Annotated in this window: 17 protein-coding genes and 3 pseudogenes; 7 read left to right on the top strand and 13 right to left on the bottom strand. The window is 64.9% G+C overall.

Annotated elements, in window-relative coordinates; all coding sequences use genetic code 11:
- The 3 genes and pseudogenes from K359_RS0131085 to K359_RS53455 form a co-directional block, all read right to left on the bottom strand.
- Positions 1–209, bottom strand: a pseudogene (locus tag K359_RS0131085) (aminoglycoside phosphotransferase family protein); the annotation flags it as partial.
- Between the two features lie 258 nt (positions 210–467).
- The gene (locus tag K359_RS0131080) at positions 468–2,264 is read right to left on the bottom strand and encodes an NAD(P)/FAD-dependent oxidoreductase (RefSeq protein ID WP_029082814.1); all 1,797 of its coding nucleotides are present in this window, start codon (positions 2,262–2,264) and stop codon (positions 468–470) included.
- Positions 2,265–2,483: 219 nt separating this feature from the next.
- Positions 2,484–2,816 (bottom strand): annotated as a pseudogene (locus K359_RS53455) (PilZ domain-containing protein); the annotation flags it as partial.
- 390 nt (positions 2,817–3,206) lie between these two features.
- On the opposite strand from K359_RS53455, the gene K359_RS0131070 reads away from it, so the two are divergent.
- Positions 3,207–4,019, top strand: coding sequence for an enoyl-CoA hydratase (locus tag K359_RS0131070; protein ID WP_029082813.1), 813 nt, complete (start codon positions 3,207–3,209; stop codon positions 4,017–4,019).
- Positions 4,020–4,350: 331 nt separating this feature from the next.
- Here K359_RS0131070 and K359_RS0131065 read toward each other — a convergent pair whose 3' ends face one another.
- The 8 genes and pseudogenes from K359_RS0131065 to K359_RS0131030 all read right to left on the bottom strand — a co-directional run bounded on the left by K359_RS0131065 (position 4,351) and on the right by K359_RS0131030 (position 11,935).
- Complete coding sequence (locus K359_RS0131065) at positions 4,351–5,133, bottom strand: SDR family NAD(P)-dependent oxidoreductase (protein ID WP_029082812.1); 783 nt, start codon at positions 5,131–5,133, stop codon at positions 4,351–4,353.
- A gap of 86 nt (positions 5,134–5,219) precedes the next feature.
- A pseudogene (locus tag K359_RS53450) lies at positions 5,220–6,147 on the bottom strand (DUF1932 domain-containing protein).
- The gene (locus K359_RS0131055; RefSeq protein ID WP_029082811.1) at positions 6,147–7,016 is read right to left on the bottom strand and encodes an ABC transporter substrate-binding protein; all 870 of its coding nucleotides are present in this window, start codon (positions 7,014–7,016) and stop codon (positions 6,147–6,149) included. Before K359_RS0131055 ends, K359_RS53450 begins: the two are co-directional and overlap by 1 nt.
- Before the next feature lie 19 nt (positions 7,017–7,035).
- Positions 7,036–7,782: a TetR/AcrR family transcriptional regulator gene (locus K359_RS0131050; protein ID WP_029082810.1), complete on the bottom strand. Its 747-nt coding sequence runs from the start codon at positions 7,780–7,782 to the stop codon at positions 7,036–7,038.
- Positions 7,783–7,841: 59 nt separating this feature from the next.
- Positions 7,842–8,720 (bottom strand): SMP-30/gluconolactonase/LRE family protein, encoded by an 879-nt coding sequence (locus K359_RS0131045; RefSeq protein ID WP_029082809.1) that lies wholly within the window; start codon positions 8,718–8,720, stop codon positions 7,842–7,844.
- 35 nt (positions 8,721–8,755) lie between these two features.
- Positions 8,756–9,826, bottom strand: coding sequence for an aldose epimerase family protein (locus K359_RS0131040; RefSeq protein WP_029082808.1), 1,071 nt, complete (start codon positions 9,824–9,826; stop codon positions 8,756–8,758).
- Between the two features lie 2 nt (positions 9,827–9,828).
- Entirely contained in the window at positions 9,829–10,758 is a 930-nt protein-coding gene (locus K359_RS0131035) for a Gfo/Idh/MocA family protein (protein ID WP_029082807.1), read from the bottom strand.
- Positions 10,759–10,909: 151 nt separating this feature from the next.
- The gene (locus K359_RS0131030) at positions 10,910–11,935 is read right to left on the bottom strand and encodes a histone deacetylase family protein (RefSeq protein ID WP_029082806.1); all 1,026 of its coding nucleotides are present in this window, start codon (positions 11,933–11,935) and stop codon (positions 10,910–10,912) included.
- Between the two features lie 179 nt (positions 11,936–12,114).
- Between K359_RS0131030 and K359_RS0131025 the strand changes: the two genes are divergently transcribed.
- On the top strand, positions 12,115–12,726 hold the full coding sequence (locus K359_RS0131025; RefSeq protein WP_029082805.1) for a TetR/AcrR family transcriptional regulator: 612 nt from the start codon (positions 12,115–12,117) through the stop codon (positions 12,724–12,726).
- Positions 12,727–12,729: 3 nt separating this feature from the next.
- On the opposite strand, the gene K359_RS0131020 is transcribed toward K359_RS0131025, so the two are convergent.
- Positions 12,730–13,680 carry a fatty acid desaturase gene (locus K359_RS0131020; RefSeq protein WP_029082804.1) on the bottom strand — a complete coding sequence of 317 codons (951 nt, stop codon included), beginning with the start codon at positions 13,678–13,680 and terminating at the stop codon, positions 12,730–12,732.
- A gap of 14 nt (positions 13,681–13,694) precedes the next feature.
- Positions 13,695–14,726: an alpha/beta fold hydrolase gene (locus K359_RS0131015; RefSeq protein WP_029082803.1), complete on the bottom strand. Its 1,032-nt coding sequence runs from the start codon at positions 14,724–14,726 to the stop codon at positions 13,695–13,697.
- 144 nt (positions 14,727–14,870) lie between these two features.
- On the opposite strand from K359_RS0131015, the gene K359_RS0131010 reads away from it, so the two are divergent.
- The 5 genes from K359_RS0131010 (at position 14,871) to K359_RS0130990 (ending at position 21,176) form a co-directional block, all read left to right on the top strand.
- On the top strand, positions 14,871–16,208 hold the full coding sequence (locus K359_RS0131010; protein ID WP_029082802.1) for an MFS transporter: 1,338 nt from the start codon (positions 14,871–14,873) through the stop codon (positions 16,206–16,208).
- A 129-nt stretch (positions 16,209–16,337) separates the two neighbouring features.
- On the top strand, positions 16,338–17,243 hold the full coding sequence (locus K359_RS0131005; RefSeq protein ID WP_029082801.1) for a LysR substrate-binding domain-containing protein: 906 nt from the start codon (positions 16,338–16,340) through the stop codon (positions 17,241–17,243).
- Positions 17,244–17,367: 124 nt separating this feature from the next.
- A complete protein-coding gene (kdgD, locus tag K359_RS0131000; protein WP_029082800.1) occupies positions 17,368–18,309 on the top strand; it encodes a 5-dehydro-4-deoxyglucarate dehydratase in 942 nt (313 codons plus the stop codon).
- A gap of 44 nt (positions 18,310–18,353) precedes the next feature.
- Positions 18,354–19,709, top strand: a complete 1,356-nt coding sequence (gene gudD, locus K359_RS0130995; RefSeq protein WP_029082799.1) for a glucarate dehydratase — start codon at positions 18,354–18,356, stop codon at positions 19,707–19,709.
- An 18-nt stretch (positions 19,710–19,727) separates the two neighbouring features.
- Complete coding sequence (locus tag K359_RS0130990) at positions 19,728–21,176, top strand: aldehyde dehydrogenase family protein (protein WP_029082798.1); 1,449 nt, start codon at positions 19,728–19,730, stop codon at positions 21,174–21,176.
- Positions 21,177–21,281 lie beyond the last annotated feature (105 nt).

Below are 21,281 nucleotides of genomic sequence, written 5' to 3'. Positions count from 1 at the left end.
ATGCCAAAGCGGCCGTCCAGGGTGACTTCGCCGAGCACCTCCGGCGCTGGGCCGCCGGCGGCGAAGACCGCGCGGGTCATTTGCGTCTCGTGCTGGACGACCCACTGCGGGATACCTGGCTTGGACAACTTGACGACCTGACCGGGCACCCAGGCGTGGACATCAGCGAAGACGCCTTCGCCGATCTTCTCTCCCAGCGATCCCTGCATGCCCGTTCTCCGCCGTGCAGAGGAAACACCGGCGGCGAGCAAAAAGGAACCCCTCTCGTCGCGGGGCCGCCGGACACTATGATCGCCTTTCAACCTGCAGAGACCTTCGTCCACTCCGCTAAATGGTGCCAAGTCCGGTTGTGGCCCCTTTCCGACATGACGGATCAAGTCAGCGATGTCGGCTCAGCGAGACAACACGGACATTGCGTTGGCGAGGTGCAAATAACATAGGGCTCGCAATTCCTGCACTCGGCAATTTCAGGCCTTGTGATGGACAGTCTGCAGGCCGTAGACCTGCGTCGGGATGCTCTCGTAGCGCGCCTTCAGCTGCAGGGAAAGGAATTGCGAGTAATGTCGCGACTGATGCAGATTGCCGCCGTGGAACCATAGGCCTTCCTGCTGCGTCGGCTTCCACATGTTACGCTGCTCGCCTTCCCACGGGCCGGGGTCCTTCGTCGTATTCGAGCCGAGGCCCCAGACCTTACCGACTTTGTCGGCCATCTCGGGACTCACGAGATCGGCCACAAAGCCGTTCATCGAGCTGTAGCCGGTGGCATACACGATCACGTCCGCTGGCAATTCCTTGCCGTTGTCGAGCTTGACGCCGTTGGGCGTGATTTCTTCGACTTGTACAGTGAACAGTTTGATTTTGCCGTCAATGATAAGCTGTGAGGCGCCGACGTCGATGTAATAGCCCGAGCCGCGGCGCAGATACTTCATGAATAGCCCGGAATCGTCGTCACCGAAGTCGAGCCTGAAGCCGGCCTTTTCCAGCCCGGCGTAGAAAGCGGCGTCATCCTGGCGGATCTTGTCATAGACCGGCTTCTGAAACTGATTCAATATCCGGTAGGGCAGCGAAGCGAAGATCAGATCGGCCTTGGCCGTGGTCATTCCGCTGCGGACGGCACGTTCGGAATAAAGATCACCGAGGGTCGCCATCAGCGAATCCGAGCGCACAATGTGCGTCGTTGAGCGCTGCACCATCGTTACGTCGATGCCGGCCTCGTACAGCGCAGCGCAGATGTCGTGGGCCGAATTGTTCGAGCCGATCACCACCACCTTCTTGCCTTTGTAGCCGCCGGAGCCGGGATGGCGAGAGGAATGGTGTTGCTCGCCCTTGAACGTTTCCATGCCTTTGATTTTCGGCATGTTCGGCTTGGCCGACATGCCGGTCGCGAAAACAAGCTGCTTGGGCCGCAGAGTGATCTCCTTGCCATCGCGTTCGACGACGATGGTCCATTCCTTCCTTGCGTCGTCCCAACTGGCGCGTTTGGCCATAGTGTTCGTCCAGTAGTTCAGCTCCATGACCTTGGTGTACATTTCCAGCCAATCGCCGATCTTGTCCTTGGGCGAGAACACAGGCCAGTTCTTGGGGAAATCGATGTAGGGCAAGTGATCGTACCAGACGGGGTCGTGCAGGCAGAGCGACTTGTAGCGGTTGCGCCAGGAATCGCCGGCGCGTGCGTTCTTTTCGACGATGATCGTCGGTACACCGAGCTGGCGCAGCCGCGCACCGAGCGCAATGCCGCCCTGTCCGCCGCCGATGACAAGCACGTGGGGCTGGGTCTTGAACCCGAGTTCTTCGACTTCCTCGTCGCGCAGCTCCTTCCAAGTCTTGGAGCCGGGATTGACGCCATGCCTGGCGCCGAGCGGTCGGCTGAAGCCGGCCTTTTCCTCATGGCCCTTGAGTTCGGCCATCGTCGTCAAGAGCGTCCAGATCTGGTCGTTCTGCAGTCGGATGAGTCCATATCCGCGCGCGACCTCGGTCTCGAATGAGATCCAAGACTCGGTCACGCCGCCAGCCTCGGTTGGCGTTTCACCTTCGGCGATTTTCCAGTTGTGCGGCTTCACGCGCACTAGGCAATGCGCGAGCATGTCGCGGACCTGATCGCGGCCTTCCATGGTCTTGATGTTCCAGGTGAAGGCAACGAGGTCGCGCCAGTAGCAATCCGGAGCGAACATTCCTACGGCGGCGTCGAGATCGCCCGCCGCAAGCGCGGCATCAAACTTGTCGAGGAAAACTTGGACGCGCGCGCTAAGGGTGGTGTCGAGCATCACTTCCTCCCAAACGTCGTTTTCATATTTTTCTGCGCAGGCAACGTAACCTTACCCCAACCATCGCGGGAATCCAGACTCGCACGGCAGGTTCCCGGTCGGCTTCAGCACCTCTCGGCGCCCGCCTGCAACAACGCCGCTTTGCCCATCGACGAGTTAGTAGGTTTAGAGTTCTATTTGCTGCGGTGCACGAGTCTGGAGGTGGCCCTTTGCGGACATCGGATTCTTCTGCTTCTTCTCGATCCAGGTCAGCTTGTCGGCGAACTTCTCCCGCATAGCCTGCGTCATCTCGAGCTCGAGCGGGAAGCTGCCGCTCATCGTGTCGGTGGTGCAGCCCTCGAACTTGCCGAACTCCTCGAAATACGAGGTCAGCCGGTCGCCGACCTTGCCGACAACAGGCACGTCCACGATCATGCGGAACGGCGACACGCGCGTGGTGCGGCAGGCGAAGGTGCGCAATTTGCCCTGGGCGTCGTACGAGTTCGGCAGCGTGTAGCTGCCGTTGACCGAGATCCTGACAGCGTGTTGCTTGAGAAACTTTTCGACAGACACGGCTGGACCTCGCCCGAGGCGATGTGAGTGCACGGAGGTCGGGGGTTGACCGGCTTCTCTGCCGGTCCGGTGGTGGGGACGTCCGCTACCGACGCGACGGCAGCGGGAAGGCTGCGGCATGCGTCCCAGCGCGCCGCGGGCTGGGACGCAAGCAGCCTTGGCGCGCAGGTGCGTACAGTCGTACCGTCGAAAAACTAGGAAAAAGTTAAACCGGCACGGAGCACGGGCGGCGCACTCTATGGCGTAACCCTTTCACAACGGTTTATTTTGCGGGCCGCACAACTACCGGGAGAGTTGTCGCACGCCGATGCAATCGCGCCGTGCCCTAAAGCGCCTGCTCCGGCTTCCGCCCGGGTGCTAGGCTTGGCCGAAATCAGACCGGACCCTCGGATGCCAAACATGTCAGATAAAGCGCTTGCCGACGGCAAGATCCTGCAAAGCGTGGTCGATGGCGTCGGCGTCATCACCTTCAACAATCCCGACAAGCGCAATGCGATGTCGCTGGAGATGTGGGAAGGGCTCGGCGAGGCGCTGATCGCCTTGCGCGACGATCCTGATGTCCGCGTCGTGATCCTGGTCGGCGCCGGCGACAAGGCCTTCGTGTCGGGCGCCGATATCAGCCAGTTCGAGAAGACCAGGCACAATGCCGAGGCCTCCGAGGAATATTCACGGCGCAGCGCGGCCCAGCGCGCCCTGCTCGCCGACTATCCGAAGCCGACCATTGCCTGCATCCGCGGCTTCTGCCTCGGCGGCGGCATGCAGGTCGCGATGCTGACCGACATCCGCATCTCCGGCGCCAGCGGCCAGTTCGGCATTCCCGCGGCCAAGCTCGGCATCGCCTATGGCTATGAGGGCTTGCGCCATCTGGTGTCGCTGGTCGGCCCGTCCTGGGCGCGGCTGATCATGTATACGGGCATGCGGATCGACTCCACGGAAGCGCTGCGGATCGGCCTCGTCGATCGCGTGCTGCCGGACGCCGAGCTCTGGGACGCGACCATGGAGATCGCGCGCACCATTTCGGGCAACGCGCCGCTGGCGATCAAGGCCGCCAAGATCACCATCGCGCAGGTGCTGAAGGATCCCGCCGATCGCGACATGGCCGCGATCAAGCAGATCGGCATCGACTGCATGGACAGCGCGGATTTCCGCGAGGGCCGCAGCGCCTTCATGGAAAAGCGCAAGCCCAAGTTCAAGGGCCGGTAGCGGCGTCCTCATCCTCACCTGTCATCGCCCGGCCTGTGCGCAATTGCGCACTTGGACCGGGCGATCCAGTACGCCGCGGCCCATCGGCTCAAGCACGACCGCCTCTCGAATACTGGATCACCCGCATGCGCGGGTGATGACACCGGATGGCTATTGCGCGATTTTCTGAATAATCGAATAATACCGTCGATTTGCCCGACGTGTCAAGTTGCCGTGTCGAACGTCGGCAGCCGCGGGCTACTTTGCATGGGGTTGTTTTCGATATTTTGGCAATGGGCCCTTGCAACGGCAGGCCGCGGAGTTTCGCTGTGCTCGTGCTTGAACCTGCCCCCTACTTCTTCTCGTTGACCGGCACCGTGTAGTTCAGGATCAGCCGTCCGCCGTCGGGGTAGATGGTCTGGCCGGTGATGTAGGAGGCATCGTCGCTGGCGAGGAAGGCCACGACGGAGGCGACCTCGCTCGGTTCGCCGCAACGGCCGGCCGGGGTGCGCGACAGCACGCTGCGCCGGGCATCCTCGGACGAGAAGATCGCCGTCGCCACCATCTCGGTCAGGATCGTGCCGGGTCCGACCGCCACGACCCGAATGCCGTGCGGCGCCAGCGCCACGGCCGCCACCGAGGTGAGCTGCTTCATGGCGCCCTTGGACATCGCATAGGTCGCAAGCGAGGGGATCGCAAGCAGCGCATTCACCGAGGACATGTTGACGACGACGCCGCCACCGCCCTGCGCGATCATCTGCCGCGCTGCGGCCTGGACGCCGAAAAACGCGCCCTTGAGGTTGATCCCCATCACATCGTCGAATTCGGCTTCGCTGATGTCGAGGAAATCGCGGTTGCGCGCCACGCCCGCATTGTTGACCATGACGTCGAGCCGGCCGAACTCCTTGACCGCCGTAGCGACGATGCGATCGACATCGGCGCGCTTGCTGACGTCGGCTTCGACGGCCCGCAACCGATCCTCATGTCCGAGTTCGTTGGCGGTGTGGACGAGCCCAGCAGCGTCGACATCAGAGATGACGACCCTGGCGCCATCGGACAGGAAGCGCGCCGCGCAGGCCTTGCCGATGCCGCGCGCCGCCCCCGTGATGGCGACGACCTTGCCGGAATTCTTCATGGTAGTGCCTCCAGATCAAGACTGTTCAAGGAGCAATAGCGCATCGCGCGTCCGCAGGGAACGCGACGGATTCTCCGCAGGAGGATTCAGGACTTTATGCGCGCGAGAATTCTATCGGCCTCGATCCGCCAGTCCGCGCGGCGGGCGAAGTCCGGCGTTCCCTTACGCCCGAACACGCCTTCATCGGCAAGATCGGCGATCCAACCCTGCCGCTCGGCGGTAGCAGACGCGGACCATGGCGCAAGCCCGGCCTCGCGCACGGTCTCCGCCCGCCACCTCGCGCACCTCCTCGGCGCGGCGCCGGCCGTGCTCGATCACCCGCTGGAAGAAATAAGCGCCCTGCTTCTCCCAATCGATGGCAGGGAAGGTTTCCTTGAGCGAGGCCAGCACCGCATCCTCGACGCCAAAGGCACGCGCGGTGGTAAAGCTCTCGATCACCATCGCCTCCAGGCCCTTGATCATGATGCTGCGGCACATCTTGACCGCCGAGGACACGCCGAGTTCGTCACTCGCGACCTTGGCCGCGAAGCCGAGCGCGACCAAAAGCGGCGCCAGCTCCCGCGCGCCCGGGCCGCCGAGCAGCAGCGGCACCTTGATCCGGTACGGCGGCAGCGAAGTCATCACCGCGCCTTCGACATAGCGGCCGCCGGCGCCATCGATGTGCACGGCGGCGCGCTGCTTGGCACCGGGCGAGGCCGAATTGAAATCGAGAAACCAGGCGCCGTTCCGGATCGCGGGTGCACAGGCCTCGGCCACCGCCACCGCCTGGCTCGCCGTCACCGCCGAGATGATGAAATCGGCCCGCGCCGCGAGATCGGCGTGGGATTGGGCGAGCGCGACGCCGATCTCCGCCGCGTGCGCGCGCAGCGGCGCGCCCTGCCCGCGGTCGAGCTTGATGTCATAGGCCGCGACCTTGACGCCCAGCTTACGCAGGTCCTCGGCGAGGATGCGGCCGACCTCGCCATAGCCGAGCATGCCGATCTGCCATTGTCGCGGATCGCTGGAGATTGTCATCAGTTCAAGTCCCGTGTTGTGTCGTCAAACAGCGCGTCGACCGCGACGCGACGCGGGATCAACGCCTGCTGGGCGCAGTAGTCGATCATCAGTTCGAGCGGCCTGCGGTTCGCCTCGACGCCGAACGGCACCAGGTCCGGCACGTGGGGCGGACCAGCCCTGGCCTTGCTGCGCTTGAGGAGCTCGTAGAGGCTGCGCACCACGTCGGGCCGCGACGTCGCGAGCTGTCCCGTCACCACCACCAGATGATTGACCGGTACGACACCATGCCGCGCATACCACCGCGCCGCCTCGCCGGCCGGATCGGCGAACAATGGCTTGAGCGCCGGGTCGCTCGAGGTCTCGCCCAGCACGGCGTCGAGCTCGCCGTCCTTCAGCATCTGGATGATGGTGCTGCCCTTCGGCGCACGCTCGGTGCGGTCGACATATTCGGCGATATGCGGGTCCTCGAAGGTCACCCAGTCGATGCTGTCGAGGTTGACGCCGTAGTCGTTGGCCAGGATGCCGCGCATCCATGCTCCCGTCGTGGTCGTGAACGAGCGGATGCCGACCCGCTTGCCCTCGAGATCGGCAGGCACGAGCGTGCCGCGGTCGGCGCGATAGAGCGCGTGACCGTGCTGGAAGCGGCCGACCATCGCTGCCGGCAACAGCACCAGCGGCTTGCCGTGCGCGTGGGCCATCAGATAGGTCACGATGGCCATCTCGCAGACGTCGAACGCCTGCTCGCGCACCATCGGCTTGAACGCGGCGTTGGTCGGCGTGAACTCGGTGAAGTCGAGGTCGAACAGCTCCGAGCGCAGCTCACCGTTCCTCACCGCCTGGATGTGCGGGTGATTGCCGAGCACGGTCCGCAGCCGAAGTTTCTCCATGGCGATCGCCTCCGCGGGATCAGGTCAGCGCTCGTCCGGGAATTGCGCCCGGTGCCTTGCGCGGGGCAGGCGTCACAGGATCGAGTGGAGGAGCCTGCAGCGCGGCCACCGTCGCGCGCACCAGTTCCTCGATGGCGTGGCCGGCGTCGGTGCCGTCGGCGCTGCCGCGCGACAGGCGCGAAACGCGCTCGGGGGTCACCAGCGTGTAGTAGAGCGCGCCGAGTAGGAAGTGGCCGCGCCAGACCAGATCGGTGCGCGGAATATGCGGCAGGCTTTCATGGATCGCATCGATGAAGGCGTGGCTGGTGTCGTCAAACGTCTGCGCGATGATCTTGCGCACGACCTCGTTTCCTTCGGCGGACATGATCGCGCGCAGCCGCGTGAACCGCGTCCCGCCGCCGGCAAGGTCGCTGCCCGAGGTGAAGGCCGGCAGCACATAGGCGCGCACGATCGCCTCCAGCCGGTCCTGCAAATCGCGCACGCGCCGCGCCGCCGCCAACAACTCGGAGCGCCGCCGGTTCATCGGACCGCAATGCCGCCGGTAGATTTCCAGCAGCAGGCCGTCCTTGGTCTTGAAGTGATAGGTCACGCTGCCAGGATTGGCGCCGGCGGCCTGCGCGATGTCACGCACCGAGACGGCGTTGAAGCCGTAGGTCGAGAACAGCTCCTCGGCGGCGGCGAGGATCGCCTCGCGCATGTTCGGCTTGCGTGAGCTTGCGGCCTTGACGTCGGCCTTAACGCCAAACTTGGCAGGTTTGCGGACCATATTTGTACTATCGTCCAAATAATCAGGTCGCGTCAACAAGGCGGCCAACAAGCGCGCGGTCAGGACAGTTTGAGGTCAGGCTCGGCTCGGCCGCGCGCGGCGGCGTCGAGCAGGAAAGTCTTGCCATGCCCGGGATCGGCCGCGCGCTGCGCGTCATCCATGTCCTGCCAGGCCGAGGTCACAAGCACACGCGAGAAGTCGCGGCCGACAAAGGCCGGGCAACTCGATTGGCTTGCCGGCACGCGCAGCGAGCGCAGACGCTTGCCCCGGGGATCATAGATGTCGACGCAGCCGCCGCCCCAGCGCGCATTCCAGATCAGCCCGTCGGCATCGACGACCGCACCGTCGAGCCCGCCCGTGCCTTGATGCTGGATCAGGACCGCGGGCTGGCCCACCGGCAATCCGGTCGCGGCATCGAGCGGCACCCGGTACAGCACATTGGTCGCGGTATCAGCGAAATAGCCGACATCGCCCGCGGGTGAAAAGCAGATCGCGTTCGGGATCGTGATGTCTGGATAAAGCTGCGTGATGCGACCACGGTGCAAGGTGTAGATCGCGCCCGCTCCCTGCTCGGCATTGCGCCCCATGGTGCCGAGCCAGAATGTTCCGGACGGATGCACGCGCGCGTCGTTGGAGCGCGTCGCCGGGTTGTCGGCCTCGAGCGCAGCGAACAGCTCTATGTGGCCATTGGCGATCTGCCGCACATAGAGCCCGTCGTCGGTGAGGACAAGCTGCCGCTCGCCGTCGATCCGCGCCAACGCGCTCGCCATGTTCGGCAGGTTGTGGATCACGGTCCGCCCACTGGCAAAGCGATGCTCGAACAGGCGACGCTCGCGGATGTCGAACCACCAAGCGGTGTCGGTTGACGCATCGTAGGTCGGGCCTTCGCCGAGATGACAGCGCTCGGCCGACAATATCGATGTCGGCACCTCTTCCATCGGCGGCTCGGCGGCTCGATCAGTCATGGCATCACTCACACGGTCGAGAATCGATAGATGGCGCTGCGCCGATAGATCTGCCCGGGATCGAGCCGCGCCGACGGAAAGTCGGGCCGGTTCGGCGCATCGGGCCAGGCATGCGGCTCGAGACACAGCGCATCGGATTGGCGGTACAGCCGGTCGCCCTTACCGGCGGTCGAGCCGTCGAGGAAATTGCCGGAATAGAACTGCAGTCCCGGCTGATCGGTGAACAGCTCCATCACGCGGCCACTGTGCGGCGCCTCGAGGCGCGCGGCGAAGCGGAGGCCGGTCCCCGCGGCCAGACAGAAATTGTGGTCATAGCCGCGCCCGAGCCGCAGCTGCTCGTCATTCATCCTGATCCGCGCGTCGATCGCTGTGGGCTTGCGGAAGTCGAACGGCGTGCCGTCGACCGGCCGCGGCGGCCCCGGCAGCGGGATCGCGGTGGCATCGACCGCGAGAAAATGGTCGGAAGCGATCGTGAGCCGGTGATCGAGGATCTGCGTGCCTGAGCGCGCACCGTCGAGATTGAAGAAGCTGTGATTGGTGAGGTTGAGGCAGGTCGGCCGGTCGGTGGTCGCCTCATAGGTCACCGCGAGCTCCATCGGACTGCGCACGCGATAGGTCACCCGCGTCGCCAGATTGCCCGGATAGCCCTCCTCGCCATGCGGGCTTTCGCGCTCCAGCACCAGCGTCGGCCCCGGACCGTCGCTGAGTTCGGCGATCCGCCACAGCTTGCGATCAAAACCCTGCAGCCCGCCATGCAGCGCGTTGGGGCCGTTGTTGGCGTCGAGCTGCACCGTTTCGCCATCGAGCATGAAGCGCGCGCCGGCGATCCGGTTGGCGTAACGCCCAACGGTCGCGCCAAAGAATTTGCGCTGCCCGAGATAGCCGTCGAACGCGTCGTGACCGAGCACGATGTCGTCGCACTGTCCGTCGCGATCCGGCGTTACTAGCGCCTGCAGCGTGGCGCCGAAGGGAAGGATGGCGGCCTCAAAGCCGTGCTCGCCGCGCAGCGTCACGCGCTCGACCACGGTACCATCGGGCAACATGCCGAAGGGCGCGCAACTAATTCCGGCCGAAGTCATTTTCAGTCCTCGAACGCCTCGACGAGGCGCCGCCGCCCCAGCATGAAGCTGTCGGCGACGAGCTGCAAGGGCACCAGATCGACGTCGGATTTACCATCCGACGTCAGCGTCACGAAGCGGCGATACAGCGCGGGATACTCCTCGTCGGCGGCATCGACGACCAGCATGCTGCCGTCGCGCAGCTGTCTGCCACCCTTGGACAGCGTCACGGGCCCGGCATCGGTCTCGCATAGGATGTCCCAGGTCTGCGGACCGGTCTGGCGGAAATCGAATTCGGCACGGATCGGCAAGCCGCTCTCATCGGAGAGCTCGAGTTCCGCGGCAATCGGCGCCTCCCGATTGGCGGGGAAATCCAGCATCGCACTCCTGACAAGAACCGGACGCGGCAGGATGTCGGTCAGGATCGAGAGCGCGTTGACGCCGGGATCGAACACGCCGAAACCTCCGGCCTCGAAGATCCAGGCCTGGCCGGGATGCCAGACGCGCACGTCCTCCTTCCAGATGATGGTCACCTTGTTGATAGTGCGGCCGGCGAGCAGCTTGCGCGCAGGACCGACCGCGGGCGCATAACGCGAATGCCAGGTCGCAAACAATGTCCGGCCTGCCTGATGCGCTGCCACGATCAACGGCGAGAGTTCGGCAACGGTGGCCCCCGGCGGCTTTTCCAGCAGCACGTGCTTGCCCGCAGCGAGTGCGGCGGCGGCCTGCGCGTGACGGGTCTGGGGCGGCGTGCACAGCGCGACCGCGTCGATCTCCGGCCCGTCGCGCAGCAGTTCATGCAGGTCGCGGAAATGCGGCAGCCCCGCCGGCGATTTGACCGGATCGGCGACCGCAACCAGGGCCGCGCCCGAAATCTTCGCGATCGCTGGCACATGCTGCCGGCGCGCGATCTCACCGAAACCGACAATAGCGATACGCAGCAGGTCGCTCATGCCCGTCCTCGTGTTGTCGGCGGCCCTGATCGGCAAACAGTCTCAGCGCAAGACCACAGGTCAGCACCCAACATTAACCGCACGCTCTTGGTTTGGTTGCAATCCGGAAAATCAGCCACGCCGCGTTGCAAGGTAACTATCAAGACCGCGTCTAGCGCGCGGCCTCGAACCCGCCCAGCACCGCCGTCAGATTGGCCCCGAGGATATCGGAGAGATAGCCGCCCTCCTGCACCAGCACCGTCGGCAGGCCGAACCGCGCCAGCCCCTCGCCGATGCGGCGGAAGCCGTCGGTGGTGACCGCGAGGCCCGCCAGCGGGTCCTTCTCGGAGGCATCGAGGCCGAGCGCGACCACCAGCGCCGTCGGTGCGAAGGAGCGGATCGCCCGCTCCGCCGCCGCCAGCGCCTTCATGTAGCCGTCGTCGCGGGTGCCCTTGGCCAGCGGAATGTTGAGATTGGTGCCGAGACCACCTCCGGCACCGCGCTCATGCGCATAGCCCCAGACGTAAGGATAGAAGAACGACGGATCGGCGTGGATCGAGACGGTGAAGACATCCGGCCGCTCGTAGAAGATGCCCTGCGTGCCGTTGCCGTGATGCACGTCGACATCGAGGATCGCGACGCGCTCGTGCTTCTGGCGCAGATGCTCGGCCGCAATCGCGCTGTTGTTGAGGAAGCAGAAGCCGCCAGCGAGGTCGCGATAGGCATGGTGGCCGGGCGGTCGGCACAGCGCGTAGACGGCATCTTCGCCATCCAGCACCATTTGCGCGGCGGTGACCGCGACGTCGCTCGAGGCGCAGGCGCCGGCCCAGGTGCCCGGTCCGATCGGACAGCCGGTGTCGACCGTATGCCAGCCGAGCTTGCCGACGATATGGGTGGGGTAGGTGCCGGCGTTGCGCACCGGATGCATGTTCGCGATCATCTCCGGCCCGGCATTGCCGAGCGCGGACCATTCATCCCAGGCCTCAGCGAGGAAGCTCAGATATTCCGGACTGTGCACCCGCGCCCGCGGCCCTTGCCCAAACTTTGTCGGCTCGATCAGCGTGTGCTTGCCAGCCTTCAGGCCCGCCAGCAGGCGGTCGGCGCGCTCGGGCTGCTCGGTGGTGCGCTGGACCACACCGCGGACCAGGAAGAATTGCGGATCATGGCTGCGGTGCAGATCACTGTAGACGGCCTTCACGGGACACTCCTGTTCGATCGGCAGTGGAGCGGGACAGTGCACGGACAACGCGCCGCACACTACGCTCAATCTGTGCGTTGTACACTATCAGCAGCCGCGCGGGTCTGAAACGGAGCACAATTCATGCTATGCCCGCACACGGCGCAATGATTCAAACGCGCTGGAGACGAAGTCCGACGATGGCGCGCAGCAAGGCGGAAACCGAGGATGCGACAACGGGGCGGCGCGGCCGACCTCGCTCCGCCACGACCACGGCCGCGATCCTGCAAAGCGCCTATACGCTGATGGCGACCACCGGCCTTGCCGCCACCACCATCGACGCGATCGCCAAGCACTCCAACGTCTCGAAGATGACGATCTACAAATGGTGGCCGTCGCGCGAGGCGTTGCTGATCGATGCCTTCCTCGACCAGGCCTCGCGCGCCGTGCCGCTGCCAGAAACCGGCAATCCGGTAGCCCGCATCCGCCGCCATGTCGCGACCTATGTCGAGGCGTTGCAGGGCGAGTTCGGGCGGGTGCAGCTCGCGGTGATCTCGGAATGCATCTCCAAGACCGGCGCAGCGGAGCTGTTCTACGAGCGCTACCTCGGCCTGCGCCGCAGCAGGATGCTGGAGATCATCACCGCCGGCCAGAAGGACGGCAGCATCGGCGCGCCGGGCGTGCCCGGCGATATCTATGACGCGATCTATGGCAGCCTGTTCTATCGCTATGTCTTCGGCATCAAGCCGTTGACGCCGGCGTATGCCCGCAATCTCGTCAATCTGGTTCTGCGGCCGAACAACGACACGTGAATATCAAGCAGAGTGCTGCCGCTGGCGGCGAAACCAGGCCCAGGTCTCGCGCGTGACGGCGCGGTAGTTGCTGCCGCGATACACGATGTGGCCATCGACGATGGCGTTCAGCTTAGGCAGCGCATGGAACGGCACCGTCGGATAGGCATGGTGCTCGACATGATAGGGCATGTTCCAGGCGAACCATTTCATGATCCGGCCGGTCATCGTGGTGCGCGTATTCTCGAATGCGCTCCGCGTCCGCTCGCATCCGGTGTGCTCGGCATAGAGATAGGGACGCAGGATCAGCTGACCGGCCAGCAGCGGCACGATCCATACCCAGAGCAGGATCGCGCTGTGCAGCGCAAGCGATGCCACCAGCAACAGCAGATAGCCCGCGAGATAGAGTCTCGCCTCCCGCACGATCGACGCCCGCTTGTGCTCCGGAATCCACGGCACGCTCACCTTCCCGGTGAGCGCGTGCCGCAACATCAGGCGGACGCGGACCAACACCTGCAGCAATCCGGAATAGGCGATTGCCAGTTGCGTGTCCGACGCCGGCCTGGGACCGACGATCAGCTCCGGGTCCTTCTCCGGATCCTGGGTGTAGCGATGATGGTCCCAGTGGAACAGGCAGTAATATTGATAGGGCAATCCGATCATGAAGGCGGACAGATTGCCGACAACCAGATTGAGGCGATGGCTGCGGAACGCCGTCTTGTGCGCAGTCTCATGTACCACCATGAACAGGAACGCGACGAAGTAACCTTGCACGACAATCAGCGGCACCGCCCACGGCAAACCGCAGCGTGACGAGACAAGCCAGATCAGCGCACCGACCACAACGATCATCCCGTAATGGCTCGCCGCGCGCACCGCGCCGGCAAGGTTCGACTTGGCCGACAGATCTCGCAGGGTCAGCGGGCTGAGCGGCTTCAAGCGCGGTCCGACGTCACTTGTCTCTGCGGTGCTCATGGTCGCCTCACATGTCAGCGTTGCAGCAGGGCCGAGATCTCGGCGTTGATGAAGGCGCGGTCTGCGGGGTTGTTGACCGGATTGCCGGCACGGTGGCCGTGGATCGAGGGGATCGCGTGCAGCGCCGCGGAGCGCGCGTTGACCAGGCGGCCGAGCTCATCCTCGTTATCGCGCGGGTCGAAATAGCGATCGGTACGCCCGGGCACCAGCAGGACGTGCGCCTTGATCGCGGCCAGCGCCCGGTTGAAATCGCCGCCGAATTCATCGCAACGGCTGATGTCGCCGGCCTGCCAGATCGCGACTTGCGCCAGCAGATCATTCGCATCGCGCCGCGCGAATGCGCCGTCCCACGATCCCGCCAGATAATCCTCCAACGAGTTGAAGCCGGCTTCGCGCCAGACCTCCTCGCGATAGAATTCATGCGACATCGCCCAGCCGGCATAGACGCGCCCCATCGCGCGCAGGCCAGCCGCAGGCTTGCTGACGAAGCGGCCGTCCCGATAGGCCGGATCGGAGGTCAGCGCGGCCTTCACCCCCTCGAGGAACACATGGTTATACGGCGAGCACCGCGCGCTGCCGCAGACCACCGCTGCGCGCTCCACCATGTCGGGGTAGCGCGCGGCCCAATGATAGGCCTGCATGCCGCCCATGGACCAGCCATAAACCAGCGCGAGCTTGGTCACGCCGAACCGCTCGAGTAGCAACCGCCGCTGAATGGCAACGGCATCATGATAGGTGAAGGCGGGAAACGGCGCGCCGCCAAGCACCTCGCTCGAATTCGAGGGCGAGGACGACAGGCCATTGCCGAACAGATTCGCGGTGACGATGAAGTAACGCTCGGGATCGAGCGCCCCGCCCGGCTGCACCAGCCATTCGATGTCGTAGTGCTGGGCGGCGAACGACGTCGGATAGAGGATGACGTTGTCCTCGGCCGCGTTGAGCGTGCCGTAGGTCTTGTAGGCCAGCCTCAGCTGCGGAAACACGGCGCCGCCCTGCAGGGTCACGTCACCGGCCTCGAACACCTCATAGTCGCGTGGCGTGGTCATGCGCCGAGGCAACAGGGGCGAAGGTGGCATCGCACCAGGCCGATCCATTCAAAATCGGTATGGATCAATACCCGTTTCGGCTTGGACCCATTGCCGTCATCTCTCTAGGACTGCCCCCGAGGAAATTTTTTCAAGGAGGCGCTAATGAGCGCGATTGTGTCCGCTGCGGACGCGCGGCGATCCCGCGTCCGGCTTCTGATCGTGACGATGCTGTTTTTCGTCACCACCGTGAACTATGCCGATCGCGCCACGCTCTCGATCGCCGGCCCCGCGCTCTCCAAGGAACTGCATCTCGACCCCGTCGCGATGGGTTACGTATTCTCGGCCTTTGGCTGGTCCTATGTGATCGCCCAGGTGCCGTGCGGCTGGCTGCTCGACCGCTTCGGCTCGAAGTGGGTCTATGCGATCAGCATCATCGTCTGGTCGATCTTCACCGCGCTGCAGGGCCTGGTCGGGTTTCTCTCAGCGGGCGCGGCCGTGGGCCTGCTGTTCGCACTGCGCTTTCTGGTCGGCTTCGCCGAAGCGCCATCGTTCCCGGCCAATGCCCGCATCGTCGCGGCCTGGTTCCCCGGCAATGAGCGCGGCACCGCATCGGCCTTCTTCAACTCCGGGCAGTATTTCGCGACCGTGATCTTCGCGCCGCTGATGGGCTGGATCGCGCACGAATACGGCTGGCGCCACGTGTTCTACGTGATGGGCGGGCTCGGCATCGTGATGGGCATCGCCTGGATCAAGACGATCCACGAGCCGAAGGAGCATCCCGCGATCAACGAGGCCGAGTTCGACTACATCAAAGAGGGCGGCGCGCTGGTCGACATGGACGCGGCGAAGGACGGTAAAAAGCACGACAGCGGCCCCAGCTGGGACCACATCCGCCAGTTGCTCGCCAACCGCATGATGCTCGGCGTCTATATCGGCCAGTATTGCATCAACACGCTGACTTATTTCTTCCTGACCTGGTTCCCGGTCTATCTGGTCAAGGAGCGCGGGCTCTCGATCCTGCAAGCCGGCTTCGTCGCGACGTTGCCGGCGCTGTGCGGCTTCATCGGCGGCGTGCTCGGCGGCGTGATCTCGGACTACCTGCTGCGCCGCACCGGCTCGCTGACCATGGCGCGCAAGATCCCGATCGTCGGCGGCATGCTGCTGTCGATGGCGATCATCGCCTGCAACTACGTCGACAGCCAGGCACTGGTGGTCGGCTTCATGGCGCTGGCCTTCTTCGGCAAGGGCATCGGTGCGCTCGGCTGGGCCGTGGTTTCGGACACCTCGCCGAAGGAAGCCGGCGGCGTCTCCGGCGGCTTGTTCAACACCTTCGGGAACCTGTCCTCGATCACCACGCCGATCATCATCGGCTACATCCTCGCCGCCACCGGCTCGTTCAACGGCGCGCTGGTGTTCGTCGGCGCCAACGCGCTGGTCGCGGCGATCGCCTATCTGTTCATCGTCGGCGAGATCAAGCGGGTGCAGCTGAAGGCGGCCTGAGCGAGGCCGCCGCAGCCGCTACAACATGTCAACGGCGGCTTCGGCCGCCGTCTTTGTCTTCTTGGCCAGTGGGAGGCATCGATGCTAGAACGTACAAATCCTCGAGCGATCCATTCCAGGCTAGCATCGATGTTCGACCTGAACCAGCTCCGCTGTTTCGTCACGGTGGCCGAGGAATTGCACTTCGGCCGCGCCGCCGCGCGGCTCAACATGACGCAGCCGCCGCTGAGCCGGCAGATCCAGGTGCTCGAGCACATCATCGACGCGCCGCTGCTGGAGCGCACCAGCCGCTCGGTGCGGTTGACGCCGGCGGGACGCAGCTTCTTGCCGGAGGCGCGGCGTATCCTCAAGCTTGCGGAGTCCGCGTCGCAGGTCGCCCGCCGCATCGCGCTCGGCAAGACCGGCTCGCTCAAGATCGGCTTCACGGCCGCAGCCGCCTATGGCTTCCTGCCCGACCTGATCGCGGCCGCCCGCTCCCGCCTGCCGGAGGTCGATTTTTCCCTGAAGGAAATGGTCTCCGGCGATCAGTTCGAGGCGCTGACCACCGGCCAGATCGACGCCGGCCTGCTGCGCCCGCCGATCGCGCGGCCGGAATTCGCCAGCCGGCGCGTCGTGGCCGAGCCGCTGCTTGCCGCGATCCCGAAGAAGCATCCGCTGGCCGCGGCCGAGACCGTCAGCATCAAGGATTTCGACGACCAGCCCTTCGTGATGTATTCGCCCTATGAGGCACGCTACTTCCACGATCTGCTGGTGTCGATGTTCACGCGCGCCGACATGCTGCCGCGCTATGTCCAGCATCTCAGCCAGATCCATTCGATCCTCGCCATGGTGCGCGCCGGGCTCGGCGTCGCGATCGTGCCGGAAGCGGCCGCCAGCCTGAAGATCGCGGATGTCCGGCTGAAGCCGCTGAAGTTGCGCACGCCGGTGCCGGTCGAGCTGTTCATGGTATGGCGGCGCGATCACGAGAACCAGCTGCTGCCGGCATTGATCGAGATCGCGACCGAAATCGCCGGCCCGCACCTGCGCGGCGATTGATGCAGATTGTGCATCGCTCGATACCGCGTTTGGCTTGGACGCGCATCGAACGATTTCCTAGAAATCTCGCCATGGACGCGCGCTGCTCGCGCATCCGTTCCAACAGCATTTTAGGAGTGGCGCCATGAGCAAGATGACCCCTCAGGAGATGGCCGCGAGAATCGGTGGCGGCCTCCTGTCCTTCCCCGTGACCCCGTTTAACGCGGATCATTCGTTCGACGAGGCGACCTATCGCGCCAACATGGACTGGCTGTGCGGATATGACGTCGCCGGCCTGTTCGCCGCCGGCGGCACCGGCGAGTTCTTCTCGCTGACGCCGGCTGAGGTTCCGCAGGTCGTGAAGGTCGCGGTCGAGGAGACCAAGGGCCGCGTTCCCGTGCTGGCCGGCACCGGCTACGGCACCGCGATCGCGCGCGAGATCGCGATCGGCGCCGAAAAGGCCGGCGCCGATGGCCTGCTGCTGCTGCCGCCCTATCTCACACATGCCGAGCAGGACGGTCTCGCCGCCCATGTCGAGGCGGTGTGCGCGTCGGTCAAGATCGGCGTCATCGTCTACAACCGCGACAACGCGATCCTGCAGCCCGATACGCTGGCGCGGCTCTGCGAGCGCTGCCCGAACCTGGTCGGCTACAAGGACGGCATCGGCGACATCGAGCTGATGACCCGCGTCTACACCCGGCTCGGCGACCGCCTGACCTATATCGGCGGGCTCCCCACGGCGGAAACCTTTGCCCTGCCCTATCTCGACATGGGTGTCACCACCTATTCATCGGCGGTGTTCAACTTCGTGCCCGAGTTCGCGACCAATTTCTACGCGGCGGTGCGCCGGCGCGATCATCAGACCATCCATGCAGGGTTGAAGGATTTCATCCTGCCGCTGATCGCGATACGTAACCGCAAGAAGGGCTATGCGGTATCGATCATCAAGGCCGGCATGAAGGTGATCGGCCGCGATTCCGGTCCGGTGCGGCCGCCGCTGACCGACCTGACCCAACAGGAGATCGCCGAAGTCGCGGCGCTGGTGGCCAAGCTGCCGCAGGCTGCGAGACAGCAAGCAGCAGAATAGGCCGAAGCGGCGCAAGAACGGAAGGAAGACCAAGGGAGGAGCAGATGATTCAAGACACGATCCGCACCGGCTTTGCCGGCGCCCCCGTCGTCACGGCGATGGAGGTGATCCCGGTTGCCGGCCGCGACGGCATGCTCCTCAATCTGAGCGGCGCGCATGCGCCGTTCTTCACCCGCAACCTCGTCATCCTCACTGACAACTCCGGCCACACCGGCGTCGGCGAGGTGCCGGGCGGCGAGAAGATCCGCAAGACGCTCGAGGACGCACGCGACCTCGTCGTCGGCCAGACCATCGGCGCCTGCAACAACATCCTGGCGTCGATGCGCCAGACCTTTGCCGACCGCGACGCCGGCGGCCGCGGCAAGCAGACCTTTGATCTGCGCGTCACCATCCATGCGGTGACGGCCGTGGAATCCGCACTCCTCGATCTGCTCGGCCAGCATCTCAATCTCCCGGTCGCGGCGCTGCTCGGCGAAGGCCAGCAGCGCGCCAGCGTCGAGACGCTCGGCTATCTCTTCTTTGTGGGCGATCGCAGCAAGACCAGCCTACCTTACGTTGAAGGCGAGACCGGCAAGGCGGACTGGTTCAATCTGCGCCATCAGGTTGCGATGACACCGGACGCGATCGTGCGGCTCGCCGAGGCGACGCAGGCGCATTACGGCCTTGCCGATTTCAAGCTCAAGGGCGGCGTGCTCGCCGGCGAACAGGAGATCGAGGCCGTCACCGCGATCGCCAAGCGCTTCCCACAGGCGCGCGTGACGCTCGACCCGAACGGCGCCTGGTCGCTCGACGAGGCGATCCGTCTTTGCAGCAACATGCACGGCATTCTCGCCTACGCCGAGGATCCCTGCGGCGCGGAGGCCGGCTTCTCCGGCCGCGAGATCATGGCCGAGTTCCGCCGCGCCACCGGGCTGCCGACCGCAACCAACATGATCGCGACCGACTGGCGCCAGCTCTCCCACGCGCTGCGCCTCGGCGCAGTCGACATTCCGCTCGCCGATCCGCATTTCTGGACCATGCAGGGCTCGGTGCGGGTGGCGCAGACCTGCCGCGACAACGGCCTGACCTGGGGCTCGCACTCCAACAACCATTTCGACATTTCGCTGGCGATGTTCACCCATGTCGGCGCCGCCGCGCCCGGCAAGGTGACCGCAATCGACACCCACTGGATCTGGCAGGACGGCCAGGCGTTGACCAAGAAGCCGTTGCAGATCAAGGGCGGCAAGATCGCGATCCCCGACCGTCCGGGCCTCGGCATCGAGCTCGATCGCGGTGCCATTGAAGCTGCGAACGCGCTATACAAGCAGCATGGCCTCGGCGCCCGCGACGACGCGCTGGCCATGCAGTTCCTGATCCCCGGCTGGACCTTCGACGACAAGCGTCCCTGCCTCGTGCGCTAATAAAGAAAGGTTGGAAACATGACCGCCCATCAGAAGAACTTCATCGCCGGCGAATGGGTCGACGGAACAGGCATCACGCGGGACATCAATCCCTCCAACACCAAGGACGTCGTCGGCGAATACGCCAAGGCCGACAAGGCGCAGACCGAAAAGGCGATCGCCGCGGCAAAGGCCGCCTTCCCGGCCTGGTCGCGCTCGACACCGCAGGAGCGCTTTGACGCGCTGACCAGGATCTCGGTCGAAATCCTCGCCCGCAAGGAAGAGCTCGGCAGCCTGCTCGCGCGCGAGGAAGGCAAGACGCTGCCGGAAGGCATCGGCGAGGTGGCGCGCGCCGGCCAGATCTTTGCTTTCTTTGCCGGCGAAGCGCTGCGGCTGACCGGCGAGAAGGGCGCATCCGTGCGTCCCGGCCTCGATGTCGAGATCACCCGCGAGCCGGTCGGCGTCGTCGGCATGATCACGCCGTGGAATTTCCCGATCGCGATCCCGGCCTGGAAGATCGCGCCGGCGCTCTGCTACGGCAACAGTGTGGTGTTCAAGCCGGCCGAGCTGGTACCGGGCTCCGCGCATGCGCTGTCCGAGATCATCGCACGCTCCGGGATTCCGGCAGGGGTCTTCAACCTCGTGGTCGGCTCGGGCTCGGTAGTCGGCCAGACCCTGCTCGAACATCCCGACGTCGCCGCGATCTCCTTCACCGGCTCGGTCCAGACCGGCCGCAAGATCGCGCAGGCCTGCGTGGTCTCCAACCCGATGAAGAAATTCCAGCTCGAGATGGGCGGCAAGAACCCGCTGGTCGTGCTCGACGACGCCGATCTCAAGGTCGCGGTCGAAGTCGCCGTCAACGGCGCCTATTTCTCCACCGGCCAGCGCTGTACGGCGTCCTCGCGCCTGATCGTCACCGCGGGAATTCACGACCGCTTCGTCGCCGCGATGACCGAGCGGATGAAGGGGCTTTCGGTGGACGACGCGCTGAAGAGCGGTGTGCATGTCGGCCCGGTCGTCGACCAGAGCCAGCTCGACCAGGACCTCCGCTATATCAAGATCGGCCAGGACGAAGGCGCCCGCCTGCATTGGGGCGGCGAGCTGTTGAACCGCCAGACGCCCGGCTTCTATCTGCAGCCGGCGCTGTTCACCGAAGCCACCAACACCATGCGCATCGCGCGCGAGGAGATTTTTGGCCCGGTCGCCTGCGTGATCCGCGCCAAGGATTATGAGGAGGCGCTCGCGATCTCCAACGACACCGAGTTCGGCCTCGCCTCGGGCATCTGCACGTCAAGCCTGAAATACGCCTCGCATTACAAGCGCAACAGCGAGGCAGGCATGGTGATGGTCAATCTGCCGACCGCCGGCGTCGACTACCACGTGCCGTTCGGCGGCCGCAAAGGCTCGAGCTACGGCGCGCGCGAACAGGGCGCCTATGCCCGCGAGTTCTACACCACGGTGAAGACGGCTTATACGTTCCCGGGTTGAGACTCATCGCACGGAAAGTGCGCCCTCTCTCCCGCTTGCGGGGGAGGGTTGGGGTGGGGGCTCTCTCCACGAGTTACACTGTGGAGAGAGCCCCCACCCGTCACG

This window comes from Bradyrhizobium sp. th-b2, from assembly GCF_000426785.1.
GTDB classification, from domain to species: Bacteria; Pseudomonadota; Alphaproteobacteria; order Rhizobiales; family Xanthobacteraceae; genus Bradyrhizobium; species Bradyrhizobium septentrionale.
The sequence above is the reverse complement of the archived record's forward strand: the minus strand, read 5'-3'. Positions and strand labels throughout refer to the sequence as shown.

Excerpts from the sequence above, each read along its gene's own strand:
- K359_RS0131020 (WP_029082804.1), bottom strand. The coding sequence starts at position 13,680 with ATGAGCACCGCAGAGACAAGTGACGTCGGACCGCGCTTGAAGCCGCTC.
- K359_RS0131035 (WP_029082807.1), bottom strand. The coding sequence starts at position 10,758 with ATGAGCGACCTGCTGCGTATCGCTATTGTCGGTTTCGGTGAGATCGCG.
- K359_RS0131050 (WP_029082810.1), bottom strand. The coding sequence starts at position 7,782 with ATGGTCCGCAAACCTGCCAAGTTTGGCGTTAAGGCCGACGTCAAGGCC.
- kdgD (WP_029082800.1), top strand. The coding sequence starts at position 17,368 with ATGAGCAAGATGACCCCTCAGGAGATGGCCGCGAGAATCGGTGGCGGC.
- K359_RS0131040 (WP_029082808.1), bottom strand. The coding sequence starts at position 9,826 with ATGACTTCGGCCGGAATTAGTTGCGCGCCCTTCGGCATGTTGCCCGAT.
- K359_RS0131070 (WP_029082813.1), top strand. The coding sequence starts at position 3,207 with ATGCCAAACATGTCAGATAAAGCGCTTGCCGACGGCAAGATCCTGCAA.
- K359_RS0131045 (WP_029082809.1), bottom strand. The coding sequence starts at position 8,720 with ATGGAAGAGGTGCCGACATCGATATTGTCGGCCGAGCGCTGTCATCTC.
- K359_RS0131015 (WP_029082803.1), bottom strand. The coding sequence starts at position 14,726 with ATGACCACGCCACGCGACTATGAGGTGTTCGAGGCCGGTGACGTGACC.
- K359_RS0131010 (WP_029082802.1), top strand. The coding sequence starts at position 14,871 with ATGAGCGCGATTGTGTCCGCTGCGGACGCGCGGCGATCCCGCGTCCGG.
- K359_RS0131025 (WP_029082805.1), top strand. The coding sequence starts at position 12,115 with ATGGCGCGCAGCAAGGCGGAAACCGAGGATGCGACAACGGGGCGGCGC.
- gudD (WP_029082799.1), top strand. The coding sequence starts at position 18,354 with ATGATTCAAGACACGATCCGCACCGGCTTTGCCGGCGCCCCCGTCGTC.
- K359_RS0131065 (WP_029082812.1), bottom strand. The coding sequence starts at position 5,133 with ATGAAGAATTCCGGCAAGGTCGTCGCCATCACGGGGGCGGCGCGCGGC.
- K359_RS0131005 (WP_029082801.1), top strand. The coding sequence starts at position 16,338 with ATGTTCGACCTGAACCAGCTCCGCTGTTTCGTCACGGTGGCCGAGGAA.
- K359_RS0131080 (WP_029082814.1), bottom strand. The coding sequence starts at position 2,264 with ATGCTCGACACCACCCTTAGCGCGCGCGTCCAAGTTTTCCTCGACAAG.
- K359_RS0130990 (WP_029082798.1), top strand. The coding sequence starts at position 19,728 with ATGACCGCCCATCAGAAGAACTTCATCGCCGGCGAATGGGTCGACGGA.
- K359_RS0131055 (WP_029082811.1), bottom strand. The coding sequence starts at position 7,016 with ATGGAGAAACTTCGGCTGCGGACCGTGCTCGGCAATCACCCGCACATC.